Source organism: Paenibacillus sp. P36, from assembly GCF_045866505.1.
GTDB lineage: Bacteria > Bacillota > Bacilli > Paenibacillales > NBRC-103111 > Paenibacillus_E > Paenibacillus_E chondroitinus.
Map to the genome: position 1 here is coordinate 7942516 of NZ_AP038372.1, position 21918 is coordinate 7964433.

8 protein-coding genes are annotated in these 21918 nt (G+C 47.3%); 4 read left to right on the forward strand and 4 right to left on the reverse strand.

Going from position 1 to position 21918, the window contains the following annotated elements; translation table 11 throughout:
• The first annotated feature begins 12 nt into the window (after positions 1-12).
• The 4 genes from ACKTT9_RS34860 (at position 13) to ACKTT9_RS34875 (ending at position 3357) form a co-directional block, all read left to right on the forward strand.
• On the forward strand, positions 13-693 hold the full coding sequence (locus ACKTT9_RS34860; protein WP_127453701.1) for a TIGR00266 family protein: 681 nt from the start codon (positions 13-15) through the stop codon (positions 691-693).
• 167 nt (positions 694-860) lie between these two features.
• Positions 861-1610 carry an IclR family transcriptional regulator gene (locus tag ACKTT9_RS34865; protein WP_407869608.1) on the forward strand — a complete coding sequence of 250 codons (750 nt, stop codon included), beginning with the start codon at positions 861-863 and terminating at the stop codon, positions 1608-1610.
• Positions 1611-1626: 16 nt separating this feature from the next.
• Positions 1627-2400, forward strand: coding sequence for an SDR family NAD(P)-dependent oxidoreductase (locus ACKTT9_RS34870; RefSeq protein ID WP_407869609.1), 774 nt, complete (start codon positions 1627-1629; stop codon positions 2398-2400).
• Positions 2401-2457: 57 nt separating this feature from the next.
• Entirely contained in the window at positions 2458-3357 is a 900-nt protein-coding gene (locus tag ACKTT9_RS34875; RefSeq protein WP_407869610.1) for a fumarylacetoacetate hydrolase family protein, read from the forward strand.
• 362 nt (positions 3358-3719) lie between these two features.
• Here the strand turns inward: ACKTT9_RS34875 and ACKTT9_RS34880 are convergent, their stop codons facing one another.
• From ACKTT9_RS34880 to ACKTT9_RS34895, 4 genes are all read right to left on the reverse strand, one after another.
• On the reverse strand, positions 3720-8765 hold the full coding sequence (locus tag ACKTT9_RS34880) for a discoidin domain-containing protein (RefSeq protein WP_407869611.1): 5046 nt from the start codon (positions 8763-8765) through the stop codon (positions 3720-3722).
• A gap of 297 nt (positions 8766-9062) precedes the next feature.
• A complete protein-coding gene (locus ACKTT9_RS34885) occupies positions 9063-13538 on the reverse strand; it encodes an NPCBM/NEW2 domain-containing protein (RefSeq protein ID WP_407869612.1) in 4476 nt (1491 codons plus the stop codon).
• A gap of 73 nt (positions 13539-13611) precedes the next feature.
• A complete protein-coding gene (locus ACKTT9_RS34890) occupies positions 13612-15408 on the reverse strand; it encodes an S-layer homology domain-containing protein (protein ID WP_407869613.1) in 1797 nt (598 codons plus the stop codon).
• 78 nt (positions 15409-15486) lie between these two features.
• Positions 15487-21798, reverse strand: a complete 6312-nt coding sequence (locus ACKTT9_RS34895) for a discoidin domain-containing protein (RefSeq protein ID WP_407869614.1) — start codon at positions 21796-21798, stop codon at positions 15487-15489.
• Positions 21799-21918: the final 120 nt, after the last annotated feature.

Here is a 21918-nt window from a genome sequence, read left to right on the forward strand (position 1 = left end):
GGAGGATGATTTATGAAACACGAGATTTTATATAAGGGCGCATTTCCAATGCTGCGCGTGGAGCTTGAAGCTGGAGAAAACATTAAGGCTGAATCAGGAGCAATGGTTTCGATGTCGCCAAACATTGAGCTTAAAGGAACAGTAGATGGCGGTATTATGAAAGGTCTTGGCCGTATGCTGAGTGGCGAGAAATTCTTCTTCCAGGAGTTAACCCCCACTCGCGGTGGCGGCGAAGTGTTATTGGCGCCTTCCGTAATTGGCGACATTGAAGCTGTCGAGCTTGACGGATCGTACAAGCTGTACGTGCAAAAGGACGGCTTTCTTGCCGGAACATCCGGGATTCAAGTGAATACGAAAATGCAAAATCTGATGAGCGGCTTCATGTCCGGCGAAGGATTCTTCATCGTTGAAATTAGCGGTAGAGGCACGGTTTTCCTCTCCTCCTACGGAGCTATTCATGCCATTAATCTTGCTCCCGGGCAAGAGGTTGTCATTGATAACGGGCATCTGGTCGCATGGCCGGATTATACGCAGTATACAATTGAGAAAGCTGCCAAAGGCTGGCTCTCCAGCATCACAAGCGGTGAAGGCGTCGTATGCCGGTTCCGCGGCGAAGGCGTTGTACTTATTCAAACACGGAATCCGCAGAGCTTCGGCGGATGGCTGAAGCAATTCATACCGGGCGCCAGATAGCGTAGCGTTAAACCTCACAAGAGACTATCCCTCCGTCATTTTTATGACTTATAGGACGGTCTCTTTTCTTTTTACCCACTACTTTTTTGCACAAGCCTATGCTATGATAGTTTTAATTAGTAAACTTAGTTTTGTATAATAAACCAAATGAGCTGGGAGGCCTACCATTGGACGATAAATACCGCGTTCCAGCCATTGAACGTGCTCACCTCATTCTCAAGGAAATCTCGCTGCAGCCCAGTCAACTGAAACTCATCGATCTATCACGTTCGCTTGGCATCAACAAAAGCTCGATGTACTCGCTGCTATTAACGTTGGAGAACTTGGGCTGGGTTGAGAAGGATACCGGCGAAACATACCGCCTTGGACGCGAGCTCTCTCGCCTGGGCCATGCGGCTGTCCAGCACCGAGACTTGAACGAGTCCTTCCATAAGGAAGCTTCACTAATCAAGCTGAAACTGGGTGAATCGCTGCAATTAGCCCGACTAGATGGCAATGAAGTTCTGTATCTTGCGAAAGAGGAAGCGCTTACGCCAGTTCGGCTCGCCTCTGGACCAGGCATGCGCCTTCCAGCGCACGCCACTGCACTCGGCAAGGTTATGCTGGCGGATCTTGGCGACGAAGAACTTGATAGCTTCTATCGCGTAGATCAAGAACCATTTTCACAGTTAACACCACATTCCATCGTCTCTTTGAAAGAATTGAAACAAGACTTGGAGCACATCCGCCAACAAGGTTTCGCCCTCGATATGGAGGAAGCTGTTATCGGATTCAACTGTGCTGCTGCTCCAATCCGCAACTCGCATGGGAAGGTCATCGCCGCTGTCAGCTGCTCGATGATGTTGCCTCAGTGGCAGCAGAAGAAGCAGATCTGTATAGAAGAAGTTTGTAAGCTTGCTCATCAACTATCCGAATAGCAAAGGAGAATTGAACATGCGGTTACATAACAAAGTCATTCTCATCACCGGCGCAGCTTCAGGTATTGGCAAAAGCACTGCGCTCTTATTTGGGCGGGAAGGCGCCCAGGTCATCGTCAATGATCTCGATGAGGCCAAAGGAATCGAGACGGTGAATGAAATTGTCGAGGCTGGCGGGGCAGCCCGCTTCATTCAGGCAGACGTTACGCATTCCGATTCCGTCAAGGCGATGGTTGACCAAATCATTCAGGCTTACGGCCGAATTGATGTGCTTTTCAACAACGCAGGCATTAGCGGCGTCGGCGCGCTTCATGAGCTGGAACCCGAAGCTTGGGACCGTATCATGAGCATTAATGTGAAGGGCGTTTTCCTCCCTTCGAAGCATGTACTCCCTTATATGATGGAACGCAAATCGGGCTCAATCATTAACATGTCTTCTTGCATTGCCGAAATCGGGCTGGCTCGCCGTGCCTCCTATGCCGCAACGAAAGGCGCTGTCCTAGCGCTGACCAAATCCATGCAAGTGGATTATGCTTCATACGGCATTCGCGTGAATGCTTTGCTGCCGGGAACGATTATGACTCCTTTTGTCGAAAATTACATTCACACTTCTTATGATGATCCAGAAGCGGCTATCGCCTCTCTGAAAACCAGACAGCTCAGCAATGAATTGGGCCGTCCCGAAGATGTAGCGTCAGCTGCCTTGTTCCTTGCTTCTGACGATTCCAAGTTCATGATGGGCTCACCGTTATACATTGACGGCGGGGCGACTTTTGGCAAGAATGCTTAGCCTTTTCTTCTGTTTTTATAAACTCTTCATATAAATCATGACTTAGGAGGTTTTCACATGAAACTACTTACATTTAACCAAAACAATGCTTCCCGTCTAGGTATTCAAACCGATTCCGGTGTACTTGATGTCGTTCAAGCTGTCCAGCAGCTTTCACCGGCATTCGCAGTTCCAACCACAGTTACGGAAGCTATTCAAGGCGGGGCAGCTGCTACCGAAGCGCTCCACCAGCTCGTCCACCTCGCTCTTGAGAGCAGTGAGCGCCATACGCTGCTGCTTAATGAAGAGACTTTGAACTACGGTCCTTGCGTCACAGAACCCGGCAAAATTATTTGCGTCGGACTTAATTACCGTAAGCACGCAGAAGAAACGAATGCTCCTATTCCTCAGTATCCGATTCTTTTTAACAAATTTAATAATACGCTGACAGGACATGGCCATGAGATCGCCCTCCCTCGTGTCACCAAAGAAGTCGATTATGAGGCGGAGCTCGTTATCGTAATTGGCAAGCAAGCTAAATATATCTCCAAAGAAGAAGCATTGGAGCATGTATATGGATACTGCTGCGTCAATGATCTCTCTGCTCGTGACCTGCAAATGCGTACTGCGCAATGGCTGCTCGGGAAATCGTGTGACGATTTCAGCCCGCTTGGCCCGTATCTGGTCACGGCAGACGAAGTCGGCAATCCGAATGACCTGAAGATCAGCACCACGGTCAATGGCAAGGTGCGCCAAAACTCGAATACGGCGGATATGATTTTCCACTGCGACGAGATCGTCAGCTATATTTCTCAGCATATGACCCTGTACCCGGGAGACATCATTCTCACAGGAACACCTGAGGGTGTAGTGCTTGGCGATCCGGTTGATCAGCGCGTTTATTTAAAAGACGGCGACGTTGTTACTATTTCCATCGAGAATCTGGGAAGTTTGACAAATCGCATGGTTAGCGAGTAGCCTGTTACCGGGATTCTCGTTCTCTAGGCGCGGTTGCTGAGAGGGTTTTCCTCAGCCTAGCTTAGGGGAACTGTAGGCCTCTATTTTGTGAAAAATAAGCTATTTTCTCTCTGAGCGGAACTATGGGTTCTTATTCATCCTCTGCGGCGACTTTTTCAGGGGAAATTGGCAAAATAGCGGAACGCAGTTCCCCTTGCCTATGGAAACTTCGATTTTTCAAGGAAATAGAGGCTTGTCGTTCCTTTAAATAAGCAAAAAAGGTAGAGGATATATAATCCCCTACCTTTTTGTCATCTGATGCAAGCCAGGAACGACACAGTGCCCGGCCCGGGCCAACTTAACTTTGAACCGGGCACTGCTAACTATTGCAGGATCAATTTAGCAATCGCTACGATATCCACAATGTTAATCTTATCGTCATGATTAATATCGGCGCTTTTCGCCTCATTCCAGTCGCTGCTAGCCGAAGTCTTCCCGTAATGCACAGCTGCTCTGCCTAAGTCGCCAATATCAATGGCGTTATCTCCATTAACATCTCCCCGCGCATAAACCGTAATCATCTTCCCGTTAAAAGCTTGTAACGCTTGGTTTAACGTAATCGCTGCTTGATCCAACTGCTGCTGCGTAGCCGCAGGATCCGACTGGATGGCAACCGCAGATTGAATCGCAGATAGCAGCACCGCTTTGGAACCAGCCGCATATTGTCCGGTTTGCTTTCCTTCCACTGCATGATCATGGGAGGACTGCGCCAAGTCGATGATCGTCTGCAGCGTTGTCTTGTCTGTCGCCGCCGTAACTGAAACCGTTAAATTAGCTGGAACGGCATCTACTCTCTGCCCCAGCCCGTTAGAAACAGTTACTTTGGTCAGTACCAAATTCGTTGTCGTGGAAGTGTGATTTGGCTTCACAATCCAATTGAATTTGAATAAATCTCCGTTTGTCGTTACGACTCCCGTATTCCCTAGGCTCACGGCGAGAATCCGAACTTGGCCAGGTACATCGGTTTTGGTTTCAACGTTAGTAAATCCAGAAATTAATGGATCTACAGACACAAAGTCGATGGCGTCGGCGTCAAACGCTACCGTAATATCCGCCGCATAAACCGCGGAATATACGCTAGCTGTTACATTGTTTAAGCCGAACTGCGTCGAGAACGCAGCGCCTGCTTGAACAACTGCCGGACCCGTGAGCGTAGCTTGCGGCACGTCGGTCGGCACCGATGTCTGGCCGCTGATCACGACATAACTGGAGCCTTGAACGCCGCTGCCGTCTGTGGCGGTTGCCACCACCTTCACAATGCCATCTTTGGCAGCCGTCAATACGCCATTTACATCAATGATGGCCTTGTCCGTTGCCGTTGCGCCATCTTCTTCGCATACAGCCCATGTTACCGACTTATTCGTGGCATTGGCAGGAAGAACCATAGCACTTAACTGAAGTGAGCCTCCCTTGTCACTGATACTAGCCGACGCACTTGAAACTGAGATTGACTGCACCTTAAGCGGAATATCATCCACAATTGGGCTAGCAAATACATGGATCTCCGCAGCCGACGCCCATCCGCCGACGCCTGTTGTCACTTCGACCTTGATATACGTTGCATTAGTTGGAGTAAAGGTTACACTTTTCTCCGTAGCGTCGTTTGCCCAGTTTCCAGTCGCAACCTTGGTAAAGGTCGTGCCATCCGTACTTGTATAAATATTGTAGCCCGTAATATTTCCGTTACCGCCATCAGGCCTTGGCAATACCGTAACTTTATTAATATTGTTGTAGGTTTCTCCAAGGTTTAAGGTAATTGATTGCGGCAGCACGTCGGATTGATTCCATTTCGTATGCCAGATCGTCTGCGGGTCACCGTCAATCGCATTAGAAGCGATTTCTTTCCCTAGCTCCTCGCTTGTCGCTGTTGCTGTCATTTGCGACTGAGGAACTTGATTGACGGTAACTTGAATGCTAGTCAACAAGGATACATCATCAGGATTCTGAATACTCTCGGGTAAAGTCACATGACCACTGACTGTAAAGGTCTGGCCTTTTTTAAGTGTTGGATCGTAGCTTGCATTCGTTAGATCCCATACGACAGCTGCTTGCGCTTTGTTCTGGTTCGTCACGATTTCCACCGTGGAAGGCAATCCTAACGCTGCTGCCGTCTTTGCCGTGCCCATCTGTATGTCAGTGACAGCTGTAGATGGTGTAATACTCACAAGCGTCACTTGGCGCACTCCACCTGCCGGCTTCCATACATAAGTGGAATTTGCTTTGGTAGGCACCGTGTAGATCTCACCTGATTGAATCGTCCTCTTTGTTGCCCCAATCCTTACCCCATCTTCATAGACCTCTACCTCTTGTCCCGGCCATGGGTTCATAAGGGAGAGATCTTTTCCTTTTTCACTCGTGACATCAACATATTGAACCTCTTGCGTTGCTCCTTTATATGCCGATGAAACAAGAAATGCGCCTTTCTCCCTAAGCCTTACAAATTTAGCATCCTTGTTTTGCACCCAGTCAGGAAATACTTTGATTACATAGTTATCACTTTGCAACAGCAGGTTATTAAAGGCTTCCGTCGCCCCGCCTTTCTCGATGCCGTGATTATCATCAGGTATTCTGAAATTCTGAGCTATGGCCGGATAGGTTTGCTGCAAAAAGTAATCGATAATACTTTGCGCAGGATATCCTACTCTCGCAGCCTGAGTATACGCTTTGGGCGTATTGTTGATTTGGCCAAATGTATGTGCTTTCTGTGTTAACGTATTCCTTGCAATTTGCAGCTTCTGAGGATCAGAATTAAATCCAAGTCTTTCCCCAGGATGAATAAATTCAAGTTCAACATTACCGCTATTCGGCCAGAAATCTCCGTTATCCGCCAAGGCATATACGGTCTGTCCATTCCTTTGCATGGTTGGTGTGTCGGCCATATGATCGCGAATATCTTTCCATAGATCGGCTCTTTGCTGTGATACCCCCAATTGATTCTCGCCCAGAACAGCAACCGCTTCTGTAAGCATATTAAATACATTCCAAGCAAGACCTGATGTTACACCTGAATTTTTAGCAAACGTATACTCATGATAGCCATCGTATGCGATGTAGCGGTATCCGCCTTGCCCATCGTCTTCTTTTTCTAACCACGATTCGTAAAATTTAGCTACTTTTTCAAGGTACGGAACAAGCTTATCTTTCAGAAATTGCTCATCCTGCGTGTATCTGTAGTAAGAAATGAACTGTGTAGCGCCATACGCGGCATCAATGGTTTGACCGATATAGCTTGGGCCTTCAGGAGCGCTTCCCCAAGGTCCGATGCTTACCGGATACAACAGGGCTCCGTCTATCCCGGAGGCTAACCCCCTGTTCTGGATATACTGCCAAGCTTCTGGTGGAGCATGGTTCGCAATTAATGTCATGTCTTCCCGCGCTCTTCTTTCGCCTTCAGGCATAAAATCCCAAAGAGCATCCACAATCGGCAGACCTTGATCTGGCCTGTTACTCGAATAGGAACCGTAAACAGGTCCGAAGAAATTATAATTCAAATGGTAGTCACCTGACCAAAGCGGATCGTCTGTCGTTCTCCAAATCCCGTACAAGCCGGGAGCTAACTTCCCTTCCCGCACAGTTGATCCTAAAATGTACTGGGATCCATAATAGTATCTCTCGATCTTGGATAAGTCCGCATCGTTAGAATCAAGGTTGATGTACGATTTTAACCAGTAGTTTTTCCACCAATCTAAGTGTCGCTCATGCAATCCAGCAATATCTCCTGCACTGTTGTATGCACCGAGCAGATCCTTCGCCTGAATGAGCGGAGACTTGGCTTGCTTCAACACGTCCATATTGTCATAGGTTTGGCCCCCTCCTCCAACGGACGTAACGATTTGAATCGGTTGATTCGGTTGCAAGGTAAACTTCAATACGCCTTCGGCTTGCTGTTGATTAGATGAAGATACGTAGCTGCCTGCTCCTATGAGCTTGGTCATGAGCACAGCTTCAGATGTCCATGATTTAGGGTTGCTCTTCGCTTGATTATCGGTTTTCCGTGACGCCCATACGCTTCCGGCATCATTCCCAGCATTAGCTGGATATAACGCGTTATCATTTTTGGCCCACGTTGCTACCTCCAGGTCGACCGCTGTATTGCCCGTTGAAACAATTTCAGTGATGAACGTGTTTTCCGTTGCAGATACCCATGTTTGCATCTTCATGGATTGCCCTGCAAATGGCATTTGCGTTCTAATTTCAGCATGTTGAATATCTTGAATTTCATTGAAAGAAACCGGCGAATGGATACTGCTAAAATTGCTATTGTGATAGAGCTCAAACTGTGCGATACGCGCCCTGGGATTATTGACTGAATCCGCTGTCGTTGCCTGTGTTGCTTTTGTAATCAGGAGACGAACATAACGAGTGGAAACTGGATTGACCAGGATTCTATCCGTAATGGATGCTGTATTGCCCTCGATAGATTCAACATCGGTCCATGTCACACCGTCAGAGCTACTCTGAAGTTTAAAATCTTTTGTATTCCATTCAGGCTTATCCATACGGGCAAATCCCCCATGCCGCACAACCCATCGATCGAATGTTTTCACGCTGCCTAAATCATAGGAAATCCATTGGCTGTTACCGACAGCGGATGTCCACATATTTTCACTGCCGGCTTCTTGATTCGTCTGAGAAGCCCCATTTACAGAAAGGTTCGGGGAAAAAGAATCATGTGTCGAACTAGCAGTTGCCGCAGCATTTAAAGCCAATGAGCTCTTCTGGGGATCATTCGAAACACTGCCCACAGATTGGTTGTATACCTCGACTTCAGCTAATCGGCTCCTTCCATCACCGCCGGTTTGAGTCCCCTCTGTGATATAAACCCGCATCTGACGGGCTTGTACAGGTGCTGCCAATAATTTATCTGTGATTGACGCTGTATTGTTGGAGATGGCATCGATATCCGTCCAGACCGTTGCCCCTGTAATCACAGCATCACTGGTTACTTGAACCTTGAAGCTTTTCGTATTCCAATCTTGTCTGTCTGCCCTTGCGGCTCCACCGTGTTTAATCACATATCTCGAAAATGAGATGTCCTGGCCAAAGTCGACACTAATCCATTGTGGACTCGCAGGAGACGATACCCATGAATTAGCGTCACTTGTCCCGACAATGCCATCCGTAACTCGACTAGAAACGAAATCATCGTGATGACTGCTTTCTGATACAGTCTTGCCTAGTGCTAAATTCACAGGTGTTTTTTCTCTGATTTTGATACCGCCCAGTGCAATAATTTTCGTGCTGTTATCATTATTCATCGTTCCAGCACTCCAGAAGTCGCCCTTGGATACTAAAAACTCTTTCGTCTTGCTGTCTCCATAGGAAGTAACCCCCACATCTCCGTTGCCTAGAATAGCTGTATTGGGCATCTGTGTGGATTTGGCTCCCGCGTATGACGGCGTGTTCCACTCGCCATATATGTTGGAAAGAATTCCGGAAAGCTCATTCCATTCTTGCTCCGTATGATTCGTTAGAGGAGCGGATGCGGATGTATAAACAAGCTAGAGATGGAAGAAGCACCAAGTACGCTTAATGAAAGTGAGAATAACATTGTATTTCTTATGATTTTTTTAAATTTTGATTTCATATTATTCCCCCTTACTGCATCACCATTTGAATATGGAGGAGAAAGGGTTCACCTTTCTCCCCCATATTCCAGTTAATCATTATTGCAAAATCAATTTTGCAATCCCTACGATATCCACAATGTTAATCATGCCGTCCTGATTGATATCCGCGCTTTTCGCAACATTCCAGTCACTGCTAGCCGTAGTCTTCCCGTAATGCACAGCTGCTTTGCCCAGGTCGCCAATATCGATGACGTTATCTCCATTGACATCTCCACGTTCATAATCCGTAACGATCTTCCCGTAAAAAGCTTGCAACGCTTGGTTTAACGTAATAGCTGCTTGTTCCAATTGCTGCTGTGTAGCCGTAGCATCCGATTGAATGGCAGTGGCAGTCTGGATAGCTGTTAACAGCACCGCTTTGGAACCGGCGGCATACTGTCCGACTTGGGTTCCTTCTACTGCGCGATCATAAATGGACTGCGCCAAGCTGATCACCGTCTGCAGCGTTGTCTTGTCTGTCGCCGCCGTAATTGAAACCGTTAGATTTGCCAGAGCAGCATCCACTTTTTGACTAAGCCCATTGGAAACAGCTACTTTGGTCAGTACCAAATTCGTTGTCGTAGACGGGTGATTCGGCTTCGCGATCCAATTAAATTTGAATAAATCGCCGTTTGTCGTTACGACTCCCGTATTCCCTTCGCTCACAGCGAGAATCCGAATTTGGCCAGGTACGTCAGTTTTGGTTTCAACGTTAGTAAATCCAGAAATTAATGGATCTACAGATACAAAATCAATGGTATTAGCGTCAAACGATACGGTAATATCCGCTGCATACACCGCCGAATATACGCTGGCAGTTACATTGTTTAAACCAAACTGTGTGGAGAACGCAGCGCCTGCTTGAACGACTCCCGGACCCGTGAGCGTAGCTTGCGGTACGTCGGTCGGCACAGGTAGTTGACCGCTGATCACGACATAGCTGGTGCCTCGAATGCCGCTGCCGTCCGTCGCTGTCGCAATGACTTTCACGACACCATCTTTTTGCGCAGTTAACAAGCCGCTGGACGTAATCACTGCCTTATCTGTTACAGTTACCCCATCTGATTCAAAGACTGCCCATGTTAACAACTTGTTCGTCGCATTGGCTGGGAGCACCGAAGCTTGGAATTGTAGACTTCCTTCCTTCTCGGTAATCGTCGTCGCCGAACTTGTGATAGCAATTGATTGAACGTTCACCTGCTGCGCTTCCGTAACTGTTACGTTCGCTACAGCCGGTAGGACGGTGCCATCTACAACACCATTTACAATAAAACTGCCAGCTATTGCATACTTGGACGAATCTACCTGATCCCACTGAACCGACTTCTCGGCCGTTGTCCCATTGTCATACACAACGGTGACACTCGCAGGCAGAACCGGCGGAACATGCGCAGCCGTAACCACGTTGACTGGCGTAACTCCAGTAATCACCGGTGTCGCTTCAACAGCAGCCTTAGTCAGCTTCGCATCCGCCCAATCACCGTGATCCTCGCTGTTGCCATTGCCGGAATCCGTAACTTCCAAGATTAGCTGTTTATAACCTTTCACATTTACCTTCACAAATTGGGCGTTATCCGACTCTCTCAACACACTTCCGGAGTAAAGCGATTCGATCGTGTCATCATTCTTTACGCCTGACACTTTAAATTGCACCGAGCCGTTATAACTTCCGCCGTTCACTTCCTTATCTACACCGATAAAGGAGGAAAACGTTTCATAATCTGCTCCAGTAAGATCATACTTGATCGATGAATTGGCGTGAGTCCCAAGGCCTTTGGCAAAGGAGAAATCCTCGGCTCCATTCATCAATACGATCGCATTGCCGCCAATACTCTTGTCTTTCTGAACCGTTAACCAGCCAGAATTCGCGCTTGCCCAGTTCAAATCGCTCAAGTAGTCAACTTCAGGCAATTGTTCCTTCTGTTCGGATTTGCCTGCCGCAACTCTAAACGACGCATTGGCCCAACTGGCATGATCCTCACTATTATCGTTATCACTTTTTGTAACAACAAGTTCCACGATGTTTGCTCCAGTTACATTGACATCGACCGGTTTAGCCACGTCGGTAACCTTCATGACACCACTCGCGAATTTCTCTACACCGTCTACGAGCACCTTAAATTCCACATCGGCGTAAGACGGCGATTTGGCTATTTCTTGGTCGACACCCACAAGAGCAGTGAAGGACTCATAATTTTTACCCGATATGTCAAACATAATTCTTGAATCCGCATGTACGCCAAAGCCCTTCTCGTATGTGACAGCGCCGTTACTGCCCATTAAACGAATCGCATTGCCGTCCAGGCTCTTGTCCTTCTTAACGGTTAACCAGCCTGAGGATGCACTTAACCAGTTCAGATCGCTCGCATAACGGTCCACCAGCTCAAAATTCAGCGTGTAGACTTCCTTCTTCGCTCCGCCGTCAGCCGTAGCTGTGATGGTCGTTGCGCCTGGCAAGCTATCAGCTGGGTTGATCACCACCTGCACGTCTTCAGAAGCTTTGTCCACTGTAACGGCTGGGACCGCCAGATTTTTTTCTCTCAAAATCTTCAGCGTCGCCGTCCGATTCTCAGCATTAAGTCCTTTGACAGGCACTCCGTTCACTTTCACATTTTTGATCAAAGAAGGCATGCTTTCCACTTTCCATAGTTGGCTATCACTTCCAGTAAAGGTACCCTGAACAACCGGATTCCCGTCAGCTGTAGAGCCGTTGCTATTTTCCAATGCTAACTGGCTGTTTACGTTGGTAATTTTGAAATAGCCGTTGCCAGCATTGGTGATGGCCCATTGTTGGTTGATGGCAGAAGGATCCGCAGCCGTTTCCGAATCTGTCCATTGAATGACTGACTTTCCAGGCGATTTACTAGCCCCTGGAACATCCATAACTTGTCCACTTAATTGATTGGCGATTTTATATTTACCCAGACCTAAATCGTCGATAACCCATTGCTGATCTAGCGCATCTGATTGCGTTCGCTCGGCAACAGCTGCTCCATCCGCCGTAGAATTCCCAACGCCCAGCGCTTTGCCGGTCGCTTTATTCACGATGCGATGCAACGTGTTGACATCAAAGGAGTCGATCCCCGTTCGAGTTGGAATGTCATTCGTATAGGAGCCTACTTCCAGCTCACCGGCAGCAGCAAAGCCTCCTACAGCTCCACTCACTTCCATTTTGAAATAGCGTGCTGTTTGCGATGGGAACGTCACACGTTTCATGGTCTTGTCCCCATCCCATGTACCGTTTATAACCGGAGTGAAGTTCGTTCCGTCCTCGCTCGCGTATAACTGATAGGATGTGATCATCCCTTGTGATAAATTTTGCGAAGGCAAGTAATTCAACATATTAATGTTGTTGTACGTATAGCCCAAATCCAGAGATATGGACTGAGGCAGCGATGTGTTCGTTTGCCAAATCGTCTCCGAGTAAGTGCCTACATAATCCATAAAACCATCAATCGCATTGCTTGCAGTCCCACTAGTAGACGTCGCCGAATTTGCTGTAATTGGATGCTCCATCACAATTGGCTGCTCAGGCAGTGGAGGACGAGATGCATTCGGCGACCATGCTTGTCCAATCTCCCCCAACCGATTAACTACGTTATGATCCAGTTCCCCATCCGGGTTCGGCGAAACGTTGAGCAAAAAGTTTGTATAACGAGGTTCTAAATAACCAAGATGATCCTGCACAATATTCTGCACGCTTGCTGGCTCTGTATTCGTCATCCAATCGTGCCAGAACCATTGACTGGACACGAGAGGCATGCCCTGGTTAGCCGCATACGAATTGTTGGCAGGTGCCCAAACGCCTTTAGGTTCTTCGAAATAAATGATGTCCTCATCCCATGGCTGCGTTTGTCCATTATGATCCACAATAAGAATATTGGGTTGTAAACGCTTTATTAATTCGCGAATTTCTTGGTAGGGAACTTCATTATGCCCCATTTCCCAGGCCCAACCGTCGATAATCAGAACCGGAATTTCTCCGTAATTCGTTAGCAACTCGGTAAGCTGCCCTTTAATAAAGTCGATATCCGCTCTGCTGACGGAACCTTTCTGAATGCCTTGCTGACGATCCCAGATGGAGAAGTATAACCCCGGCAAAATGCCTTGGGTGCGCATGGAATCGACATATTGCCTTACGATATCTTTCTTGTAGGAGCTGTTCATCACGTTATAATTACCATATTTGGTTGGCCACAGGGCAAATCCGTCATGGTGCTTGGTGGTTAGAACGGTATATTTGATGCCTGCGGATTTGGCGGCTGCTGCCCATTGATCTGTATTCACTTGCTTAGGATTAAAAGAAAGCGGATCTTGTCCTGGCGTCACCCATTCCTGATCATGATAGGTTCCCATGTTGTAGTGGATAAACATGCCAAACCTGAGATCCACATAGTTTTTCTGATTTGTGTAGCTATCATTCACAACGGGGGTTGCTGTGTTTTGATTATTGGTAGCAGCAAAAATGGGAGTAATCGAGGCAAAAAGTAGCATAAATATGAGTCCTAGACATGTTGAAATCTTCCTGTACAACTAAATCCCCTCCTTTTGAAAAGTAAGCCTGCTGAAAGCAGGCTTACCGTACATGTTGCAATAAACTTTCTTCTTAATTGATCAAATTTGCATATTGCAGCACTCGTTTGATGATGACAGCCGCTTCAGCGCGAGTAGCCACATCTTGTGGTGCAAACGTTGTTTCTGTTTTGCCGTGAATCAACCCTTTGCTGGCGGCGTCTGCCACCGCGCTGCGGGCATAATCCGACAACAGGTCTTGATCGGCGAACGAAACATTCGTCGCACTTGCGCTAGATGCTGGTGTTCCTTTCACAAGCCCAATCGCTTTCATCATCATCACGACCATTTGCTCTCTTGTAATCTGCGCATCCGGGCTGAATTGCCCCTCCGCGACGCCTTGAACCAAGCCGTACTTCGCCGCTGTATTTACTTCTGGGGCGTACCACTGCGCAGCTGCGATATCTGTGAAGACATTCAGCCCAGCCTCTGCAGGCAGTCCCAGTCCTCGTACGAGCAAGGCGGCAAACTCAGCGCGGGTGACTTGCATCTCAGGCGTATACGTACGGTCCGAAGTCCCGTTAATAATCATTTTCGAAGCCAACTGTTCCACATCTTGCTGAGCCCAGTGACCGATCATGTCGTCAAATGTTTTCTTGTTTTGAACGATTGCATACAAACTGTTTGTGTTTCGAATCACCTTCACTTCGGTTTTACCGTCTTTCGCAGTAAACACGGAAGGCACGAATTTCATTTCTCCTGTAGCTGGATCATAAACGACCGCCGTCGCTGCAGAAGAGTCTTGAATCAATTCATCTACATGAATAACACGAGTCACAAAGCTATTACCGAAGCTATGAATTTCCTCTTCTTTGTCCTTGGTTTTCAGAATGACTTTATAATCGATCATATCGCTCACACGCACCATACCCTTATCGGAAATGGATTGGTCAAATTTCGTTTCATGCAGCGATTTAGCCTTATCGATACGAATGATCAGCGTCGCTCCCTCTACATCAGCCCCCGCAAAATCCGACTGGTTCAGTACGGACATCGGAAGATCGTAAGTCCCCAAATGGCTGCGCACGCTTAAAATGGTATCTTTATGATTCTTCAAGCTGTCGAGCAATGTCGGCAACGGTAATTGCACGGCATTCAACTCACGCTCACCAGGAATCTCAAAGTTCAAAACGGTACCGCTGCCCGCTGCTTGCAGATCAGCTAATTTCTGTGCAAGACGTTTGCTGTCTATCACTGCTGTTACAGAGGTTTGGCCGTCTTGTGTCGTTTCAATTCGAAGCTCCGATTCTTTTGGTTCATAGAGGCCCGGATCTTCTTTCGTTGGTGTAGTCGTTGTGCCTCCTCCACCTCCTCCGCCGCCGCCGCTAGGACCAGGAGTCGTCCCGTTAATTTTCACAGTAGCTTGTGCGTTAACATTCCAAATAGACGGTAACTCTTGCGATGTCACGGTTGTCATCTTTGTCAAAGTTACGTTAGCTTGTCCGCTCTGCTTCGCCTTGAAAACCAGTGTGCAAATAACTAGATTTCCATTTTCGCCCGGTATATTTTTAATTTTCGTATTAGCAAATATGACTTGATTACCTGAAGCTTGCGCGATCTTGTACGCATTGATTAAGCCATTCGATTGCGATTGAACTGAATTGAATTCCAGACGATCTGCATCATAATTTAAAATAGCTTCATATCCATATAAATCTGTTACATTAGTACCTTGAATCGTAACGACCACATTGTCACCGACGGTTACTTGAGAAGCATTTAGATTCACATTAAATGTAGGGATTCCAGCAGCACTTACCGTCATGCCGAATGGGATAATCGTAAATAAGAGCATCATAGTTGTTAAAAATAACCCTGTTTTACGTAACATGGGGTTCACTCCTTCTGAATATCATCCGAATATGGAAAGAGAAAGGGCTGGCCTTTCTCTTCCATTTCAGATTAATTGTTATTGCAGGATCCTTTTAGCGACTCCTACTACGTCGAGAATGTTAATCTTGCCGTCATGATTGAAGTCGGCAGCTTTGATTTTGTCCCAATCGCTTGCTGCGGAAGTCTTGCCATAATTCGCCGCTACTTTACCCAAGTCTCCGATATCAATGAGAGTATCTTCATTGACATCTCCTGAAGCGTAGCTCGTGATGAACTGCTCGTTAAACGTTTGGATCGCTTGGTTTAACACGATGGCTGCGTCATCCAACTGCTGCTGGCTAACCGCTGGAGTCGTATTGACGGCAGCGGCTGCTTGAATCGCAGCTAGCAGTACTGCTTTGGAACCAACTGCATGCTGTCCGACTTGCGTTCCTTCTACCGCACGATCATAAATGGATTGTGCCAAATTGAGTACCGTTTGCAGCGTTGTCTTATCAACAGCTTCAGCCGCTGTAACAGAAATCGTTAGATTTGCCAAGGAGGCATCCATCTTTTGACTAAGTGCATTAGAAAGGGCTACCTTGGTCAGAGTCAGATTGGTTGTCGGAGATGATTGTTGGGACTTTGCCTTCCAATTAAAGCTGAATACATCTCCGCTTGCGGTAATAGCTCCCGCTTCTCCTTCGCTAATCGCGATAATCCGAACTTGACCCGGTACATCCGTTTTCGTATCTACCACTTTAAAGCCGGATTTCAATGAATCCACCGATACGAATTCAATCGCATTTGCATCGAAACTTACTACGATGTCTGCTGCATATACGCTGGAAGATGGGCTATTCGTGACGTTCGTTAAACCGAAGTTGGTCGAGAATGCAGCTCCTGCTTGAACGGCTGCCGCCCCTGTTAACGTAGCATGAGGCACATCGGTCGGCGTCGCTGTCTGACCGCTGATCCTGACATAATTGAAACCTTGAACACCACTGCCATCAGCAGCTATCGCCACCACTTTCACAATCCCATCCGTATGTGCCGAAAGCAGTCCGCTCGCGTTAATCGTAGCTTTATTGGTCATCGTGAGACCATCGTTTTCCCAGACACTCCATGTGACTTGACCATTGGCATTCGAAGGCAGTACTACGGCTTGCATTTGCAACGTGCCGTTTTGAACCACAATCTCATTCATGCCGCCGACGCCGCTCACGGAAATCGATTGAACAGGGTACACATTATCGGTTACGGTCACGTTCGCAACGGCCGGTATCGCGGTACCGTCTACAACGCCATTCACGTTAAAGCTGCCAGCTACTCCATACTTAGACGGAGCCACTGAATCCCATTGAACCGATTTTGTCCCCGTTGTAGCATTGTTATAAACGACAGTGACATTGGCAGGCAAAATTGGTGCCACATAGGTAGCTGTAGCTACAGTCACTGGCTGAACGCCTGTAATGACTGGTGCACCAACTTGCTCCCACTTCGCATAGAGCGTGATATCCGTTGCCGGAATCGTGTTCACGCCGAAATCCCAGCCGACTGTCAAGGCTTCATCTTGATACCAGCCTGCAAAAGTAAACCCGTTTTTCGCCGGCGCTTCAGGTGCTGCAATCTTCGAACCTTGTACAGCTCCGTACACAGGACGAACCTCACTGCCACCGTTGCTGTTAAAGCTCACGGTCGTGCCTGTTTTAAAGACGGAGAGTTTCCACTCGTAGGACCAGCTTGCGCCAATCGTTCGGTTCTGGGTATTTATCTCGAATGGAAGCCATACATATCTGGAATCCTTCAGATCATTAGGGTACCAACGATCGGCCATAAAAATGAATTTATTCGGTACGATATCGCCATTGCCATCCCGGTAAGGCAGAACATACGTGCTTTGGCTATCATGTGTCGTGTGTTTCCAGTCGTCCACAAACGGATCACCTTTATGTTCCCATGGGCCGAATATGCCATTTGTCGATACATGATATTCCGCTTGGTTCGGGTTCCAACCCGACTGTCCGGATGTAATCATGTAATAGACACCATCCTGTTTGAACATCGTCGGCGCTTCTCTGTACCACGGGAAGGCTCTCACATAATGAGTACCTTCCACAGACTGGCCGTTCGCATTCGTAGCCGGACCCGTGTAGTCATCATTCAGCATCGTGATGACAGTCCTCTCGTTCCCTTCGGATGCATAAATCAAATAAGCTTTGTCATCCGTCGCATCATTGCCGTCATCGTCTACATACAGCGTCATGTCGCGCAGCATGCCTTCGCCTTCGCCGCCACCCCATCCATTGTTCGGCAATCGGGATATGCCGAGAAACTTGAATGGACCCGCTGGCGAATCGCTGATCGCAACGCCGCCTGCCGCCGTCCAATACTTACCGGCGATCGGCCCGTCTTGATGCCACCACATCACATATTTATCCGTTTTCTTGTTGTAGACAACCTTCGGACGTTCAACAACTTTATCCCAGTTGAAAGCTTTATACATCGCTTGCTTCTCTGCATTCGTTTTATCTACGTACAATGCATTAAGCTCAGCTATGCGTTCAGGTGAATTATGTTTGCTTAATGAATTAACCGGCGATTTCATCGAACCTGTATAGTCCCCATAACGATCCGTGATATTGACAACTCGATTCGGATCGAATGGTACTCCGCTGTTCTTATACGTATCGCTATTCTCGTCCAAATATAAAGGCAAATTCCCACTAGGCAATACCGATTCGCCCAATTGCGGGTTGTTGAATACCGGCAATACAACCCCTTCATTTTTCCAATTATACAAATCTTTAGAAGAGTACGCGTGAACGCCTGTTACCGGTACATAACCTGAGCCAACATTATTCTCCGTTTTGTCTTCGCCATACCAGTAGTACGTTTTGTTTTTATCGTTATACAGAATGCCGCCGCCATGAGCCTGAATTGGAACGCCATCTCCATCCAGCCACACTTCACCATTTTTAATGGAATTCGTTTTACCTACGGTCTGATATAAATTGTATAAGTCCTGCAGAGTGTTAGTGTAGTAAGGAATGCTTTCCTCAGTTAAATCGCTAAGCGTTCCGATCGATGAAACTTTACTTTCAATCGTCTCCGCTACTTTCGGGCTAATGCTGGACGCCGTGCGCAATTGCGTAATGGCATTCTCCAAGCTTGACGTATCGAAACCAGTGGATTTCTTCTGGCTGACAGCAATCTCTGCGGCAGTTAAAGTATCACCGTCCCCGCCTGTAGAAAGAGCCTGAATCGCTACATATCTGGCTTTATGCGATTTGAATGTTGCCGATTGTGCGCTGGAGCTGGATGTGTCCCAAACGCCATTCGCGGCAAAAGTGAAATTCTGGTCCAAATAAGCTTGCGTACCGTCTACCGGTTTATTGGTTAAATCCGTATCGCTATAGTAAATCTTAAATTGCCCAATTCTTCCGTTTGCCTTATCCTGCCTTGGCGTAACCATGACTTTTCCAATGTCCGGCCTGTTCTGACCCAGATCTACAATGATGTAATCGCCAGCTCTGTATTTTCTTCCGTTTGATGCCCAGTTGGATTCATAGAACGTTGAGTTGTTGTTATCGAGCATGAGACTGGAAGGATTAGAGGCATAAGCTTCCGGAGCGTAGAAGAGACTGATTCCGTTAGCCTGCTGTTCATTTCTTTGTATTTTTGCGATCTCGGCCGTGATTTTGTTTGCCAAAGTCGCCATCTCTTCCTGGGTCGTCGTGCTGCTGTCCAAAAGCGCCGTACCTTGCATGCGCAATGTTTCCAGGTCAGCCAAATAGGCAGGATCACCCGAAAAATTGGTAATGAACGTAGTCGCAGCAGTCATCGCATTGTCGAGTTTGGACGTATCCAGGGTAAATCCAGCTTTGTTGAAAATATTGATTTCAGCAGCCGATGCATATTGCTTGCCTGCATCACTTTTCGAAGCAAGTGCAGTAAACTTCACATAGGAAGCTCCATGTGCGTTAAAGGTTGCCGACTTCTCCAGTCTGTCTGCATCCCAGTTTCCTTCAGCAACTTTAGTGAAAGCGTTGCCATCAGGGCTCACGGATATTTCAAACTTCGTTACAACGCCGTTCCAATCTACATCCTGCCTCGGCAAATAGCTCAGCTTATACACACCATCATACGCCTTGCCAAGGTTGTAAGTGACGGAACGCGGAAGCGGTGTATACGAGCCATCCCAGGCTGTATGCCATTTCGTGCCGATGTCGCCGTCCAACGTTTTCGCTGGTCCTTCACCGGATGCGGAACTGTCTGCCGTTGCCGTCATTTGGTTTTGCGGGATCATTCCGAATGAATTAGCTTGCTGATTATATTCAGCGGTAATTTTACCTGCGATGGTTGTAATAGCTTCTTGTGTCACGTAGGCGGTATCCCGAACTGTCTTGCCCTCGTTGACTAACGTTTGCAATGTCGTCAAGCTGGCATCAGTAGCTATCAATGCCTCTGCACTGGCAATTGTCTGATTCAGCGTATCCTTATCTACGGTAAAGCTTGGTTTTCTTAAAATGTTGATCTCGGCAGCCGACGCATACTGTGCTCCCGAACCATTCGTTTCGTCCACTTTCAGCCTTACATACTGAGCAGTGGTCGACGAGAATGTTGCCGTTTTCTCGGTTTTATCGTTATTCCATGTACCTTGCGCAACAGGATTAAAAACGGTGCCGTCCGTGCTCGTTTCAACGGTATACTTGGTAATAACGCCATTCCAGTCAGCATCTTGCCTTGGCAAATAGCTCAGCTTATAGACATCGTTATAAGTCTGCCCAAGGTTATAAGTGAGGGTATGCGGACCTCCGTCGTAAGGATCCCAAGATGAATGCCATTTGCTTGAAGCATTCCCATCCAGTGTTTTCTCAGGTCCTTCCCCGGATTGAGCGCTGCTCGCCGTTACACTCATCTGATTTTGTGGAATTACCGTATTACCCGTATAGGATGCTCCGTCAATCACAAACGTTGTAATTGATTTCGGGCTAACTGTCGTAGTTAATGTTTTATTCACGATCGGAACATTGGCATGCTGCTCTACATTTTCAGCAGCAGATGAAACATATGGTGTTGCAATCCCTGTGACAGCATCAAACTGTGACATGTCTAAAGAAATATTTTGGCTAGTCGTATTTGCATTTCTGTACACAACATAGATTTTATTCTTGGAAGGATCATACGCCGCTAACGTGTTATCATTGTTATCTGCAATGAATCTGGATCCCTGCGGGATAAATTTGCTGAATTGCGCCATTGCGTAATACTTTTTACCGTACCACCAGTCTTGTGTATCAAAATCCGCGTGAAGGAGACCCCAGTTCATGTTTTCCCTCTGCATGTTTTTCTCGCTCTCAATGGCTTGCCACAGTACCCAAGCCTTAGGTTCAAGCCAAGTAATATCCGTCATGATTCGTTCTGCCAACGCCAATGCCGGTTCAAAATCATCGTGGTTGTGAGCAACGCCCGATGGGCCAAGATCCACTTCAGACATCCATAGCGGTTTGCCGGCATTTTTAGCTGCATCTCTGACCGCAGTTCGGTTTGACCCGCTGTACGTGTGGGTATTCATATGTCCTATGTTCGCTTTGGTTGTTGAATCATAAGAGTTCCAATCGGTCATGAACGTGTCCACACTAGTCTCATCCATCGCCGAGATTGCGACAGATTGAAGTCCTTTGGAATCGAGTTTTGCACGAGCCGCATTAATCATTTTCGCTTGCGAGCCTGTATCCCAATGAGAACCTTCTTGCCCTCCGCCAAATCCCCAATAATTCGTATTCGGTTCATTGATCGGCGACAGTGTGTTGAACTTAATTCCTTCAGCGTCGAAATGTTGGACAACCGTCGCCAAGTAGTCTGCGAAATTGTCATACTCCGTCGATTTCAAGTTATCTTTCCAAGCATCCGAATTCCCCGTTGTACTTCCACTTACCGTCATATAGTACGGAGCGGAATTGGAGAATGCCTCCAATTTATTAGCCCCTCTTGCTATGGCAGCTCCCAGCCACCAACGTTGATTCGCATCCTGTGTCCAATCGTACACACCAGGAGAAGGTGAGAATCCAGGTACTTCACCGCCTTGGCGCATCGTATCGTACGCAGGATTTTCACCACCGCCTATGTTGTATCTGGCAATATTGAAATTCAAGCCTTGTGGTGAATATAGCGCATCGGCCAAAGCGTTTTTAGTCGCTTCATTCCAACCGCCTGTAACATTTCCGAACCAAGCTAGCGCCGTTCCCCAACCGTCCCATGATTGCTGCATATTACTCGGATTTAAATTGATTGATGTTGTTGTAGCGGCACTTGCCTGCTGAGCTGTTAGACCATAAAACGCAGGTGTAACTAATGAAGCAGCAAGGCAGGAAGCAAATATTTTTCGTCCAACATTCGTAGTCATCAAGACAACCTCCTTCTAAGATGGTATAACCACCAAAACCATAATTTGGAAACGCTTACCATAATAGCTTGAAAAAATGGAAACCGATTTGCATCAATTTCCCATAAAGGAGGAGAAAGA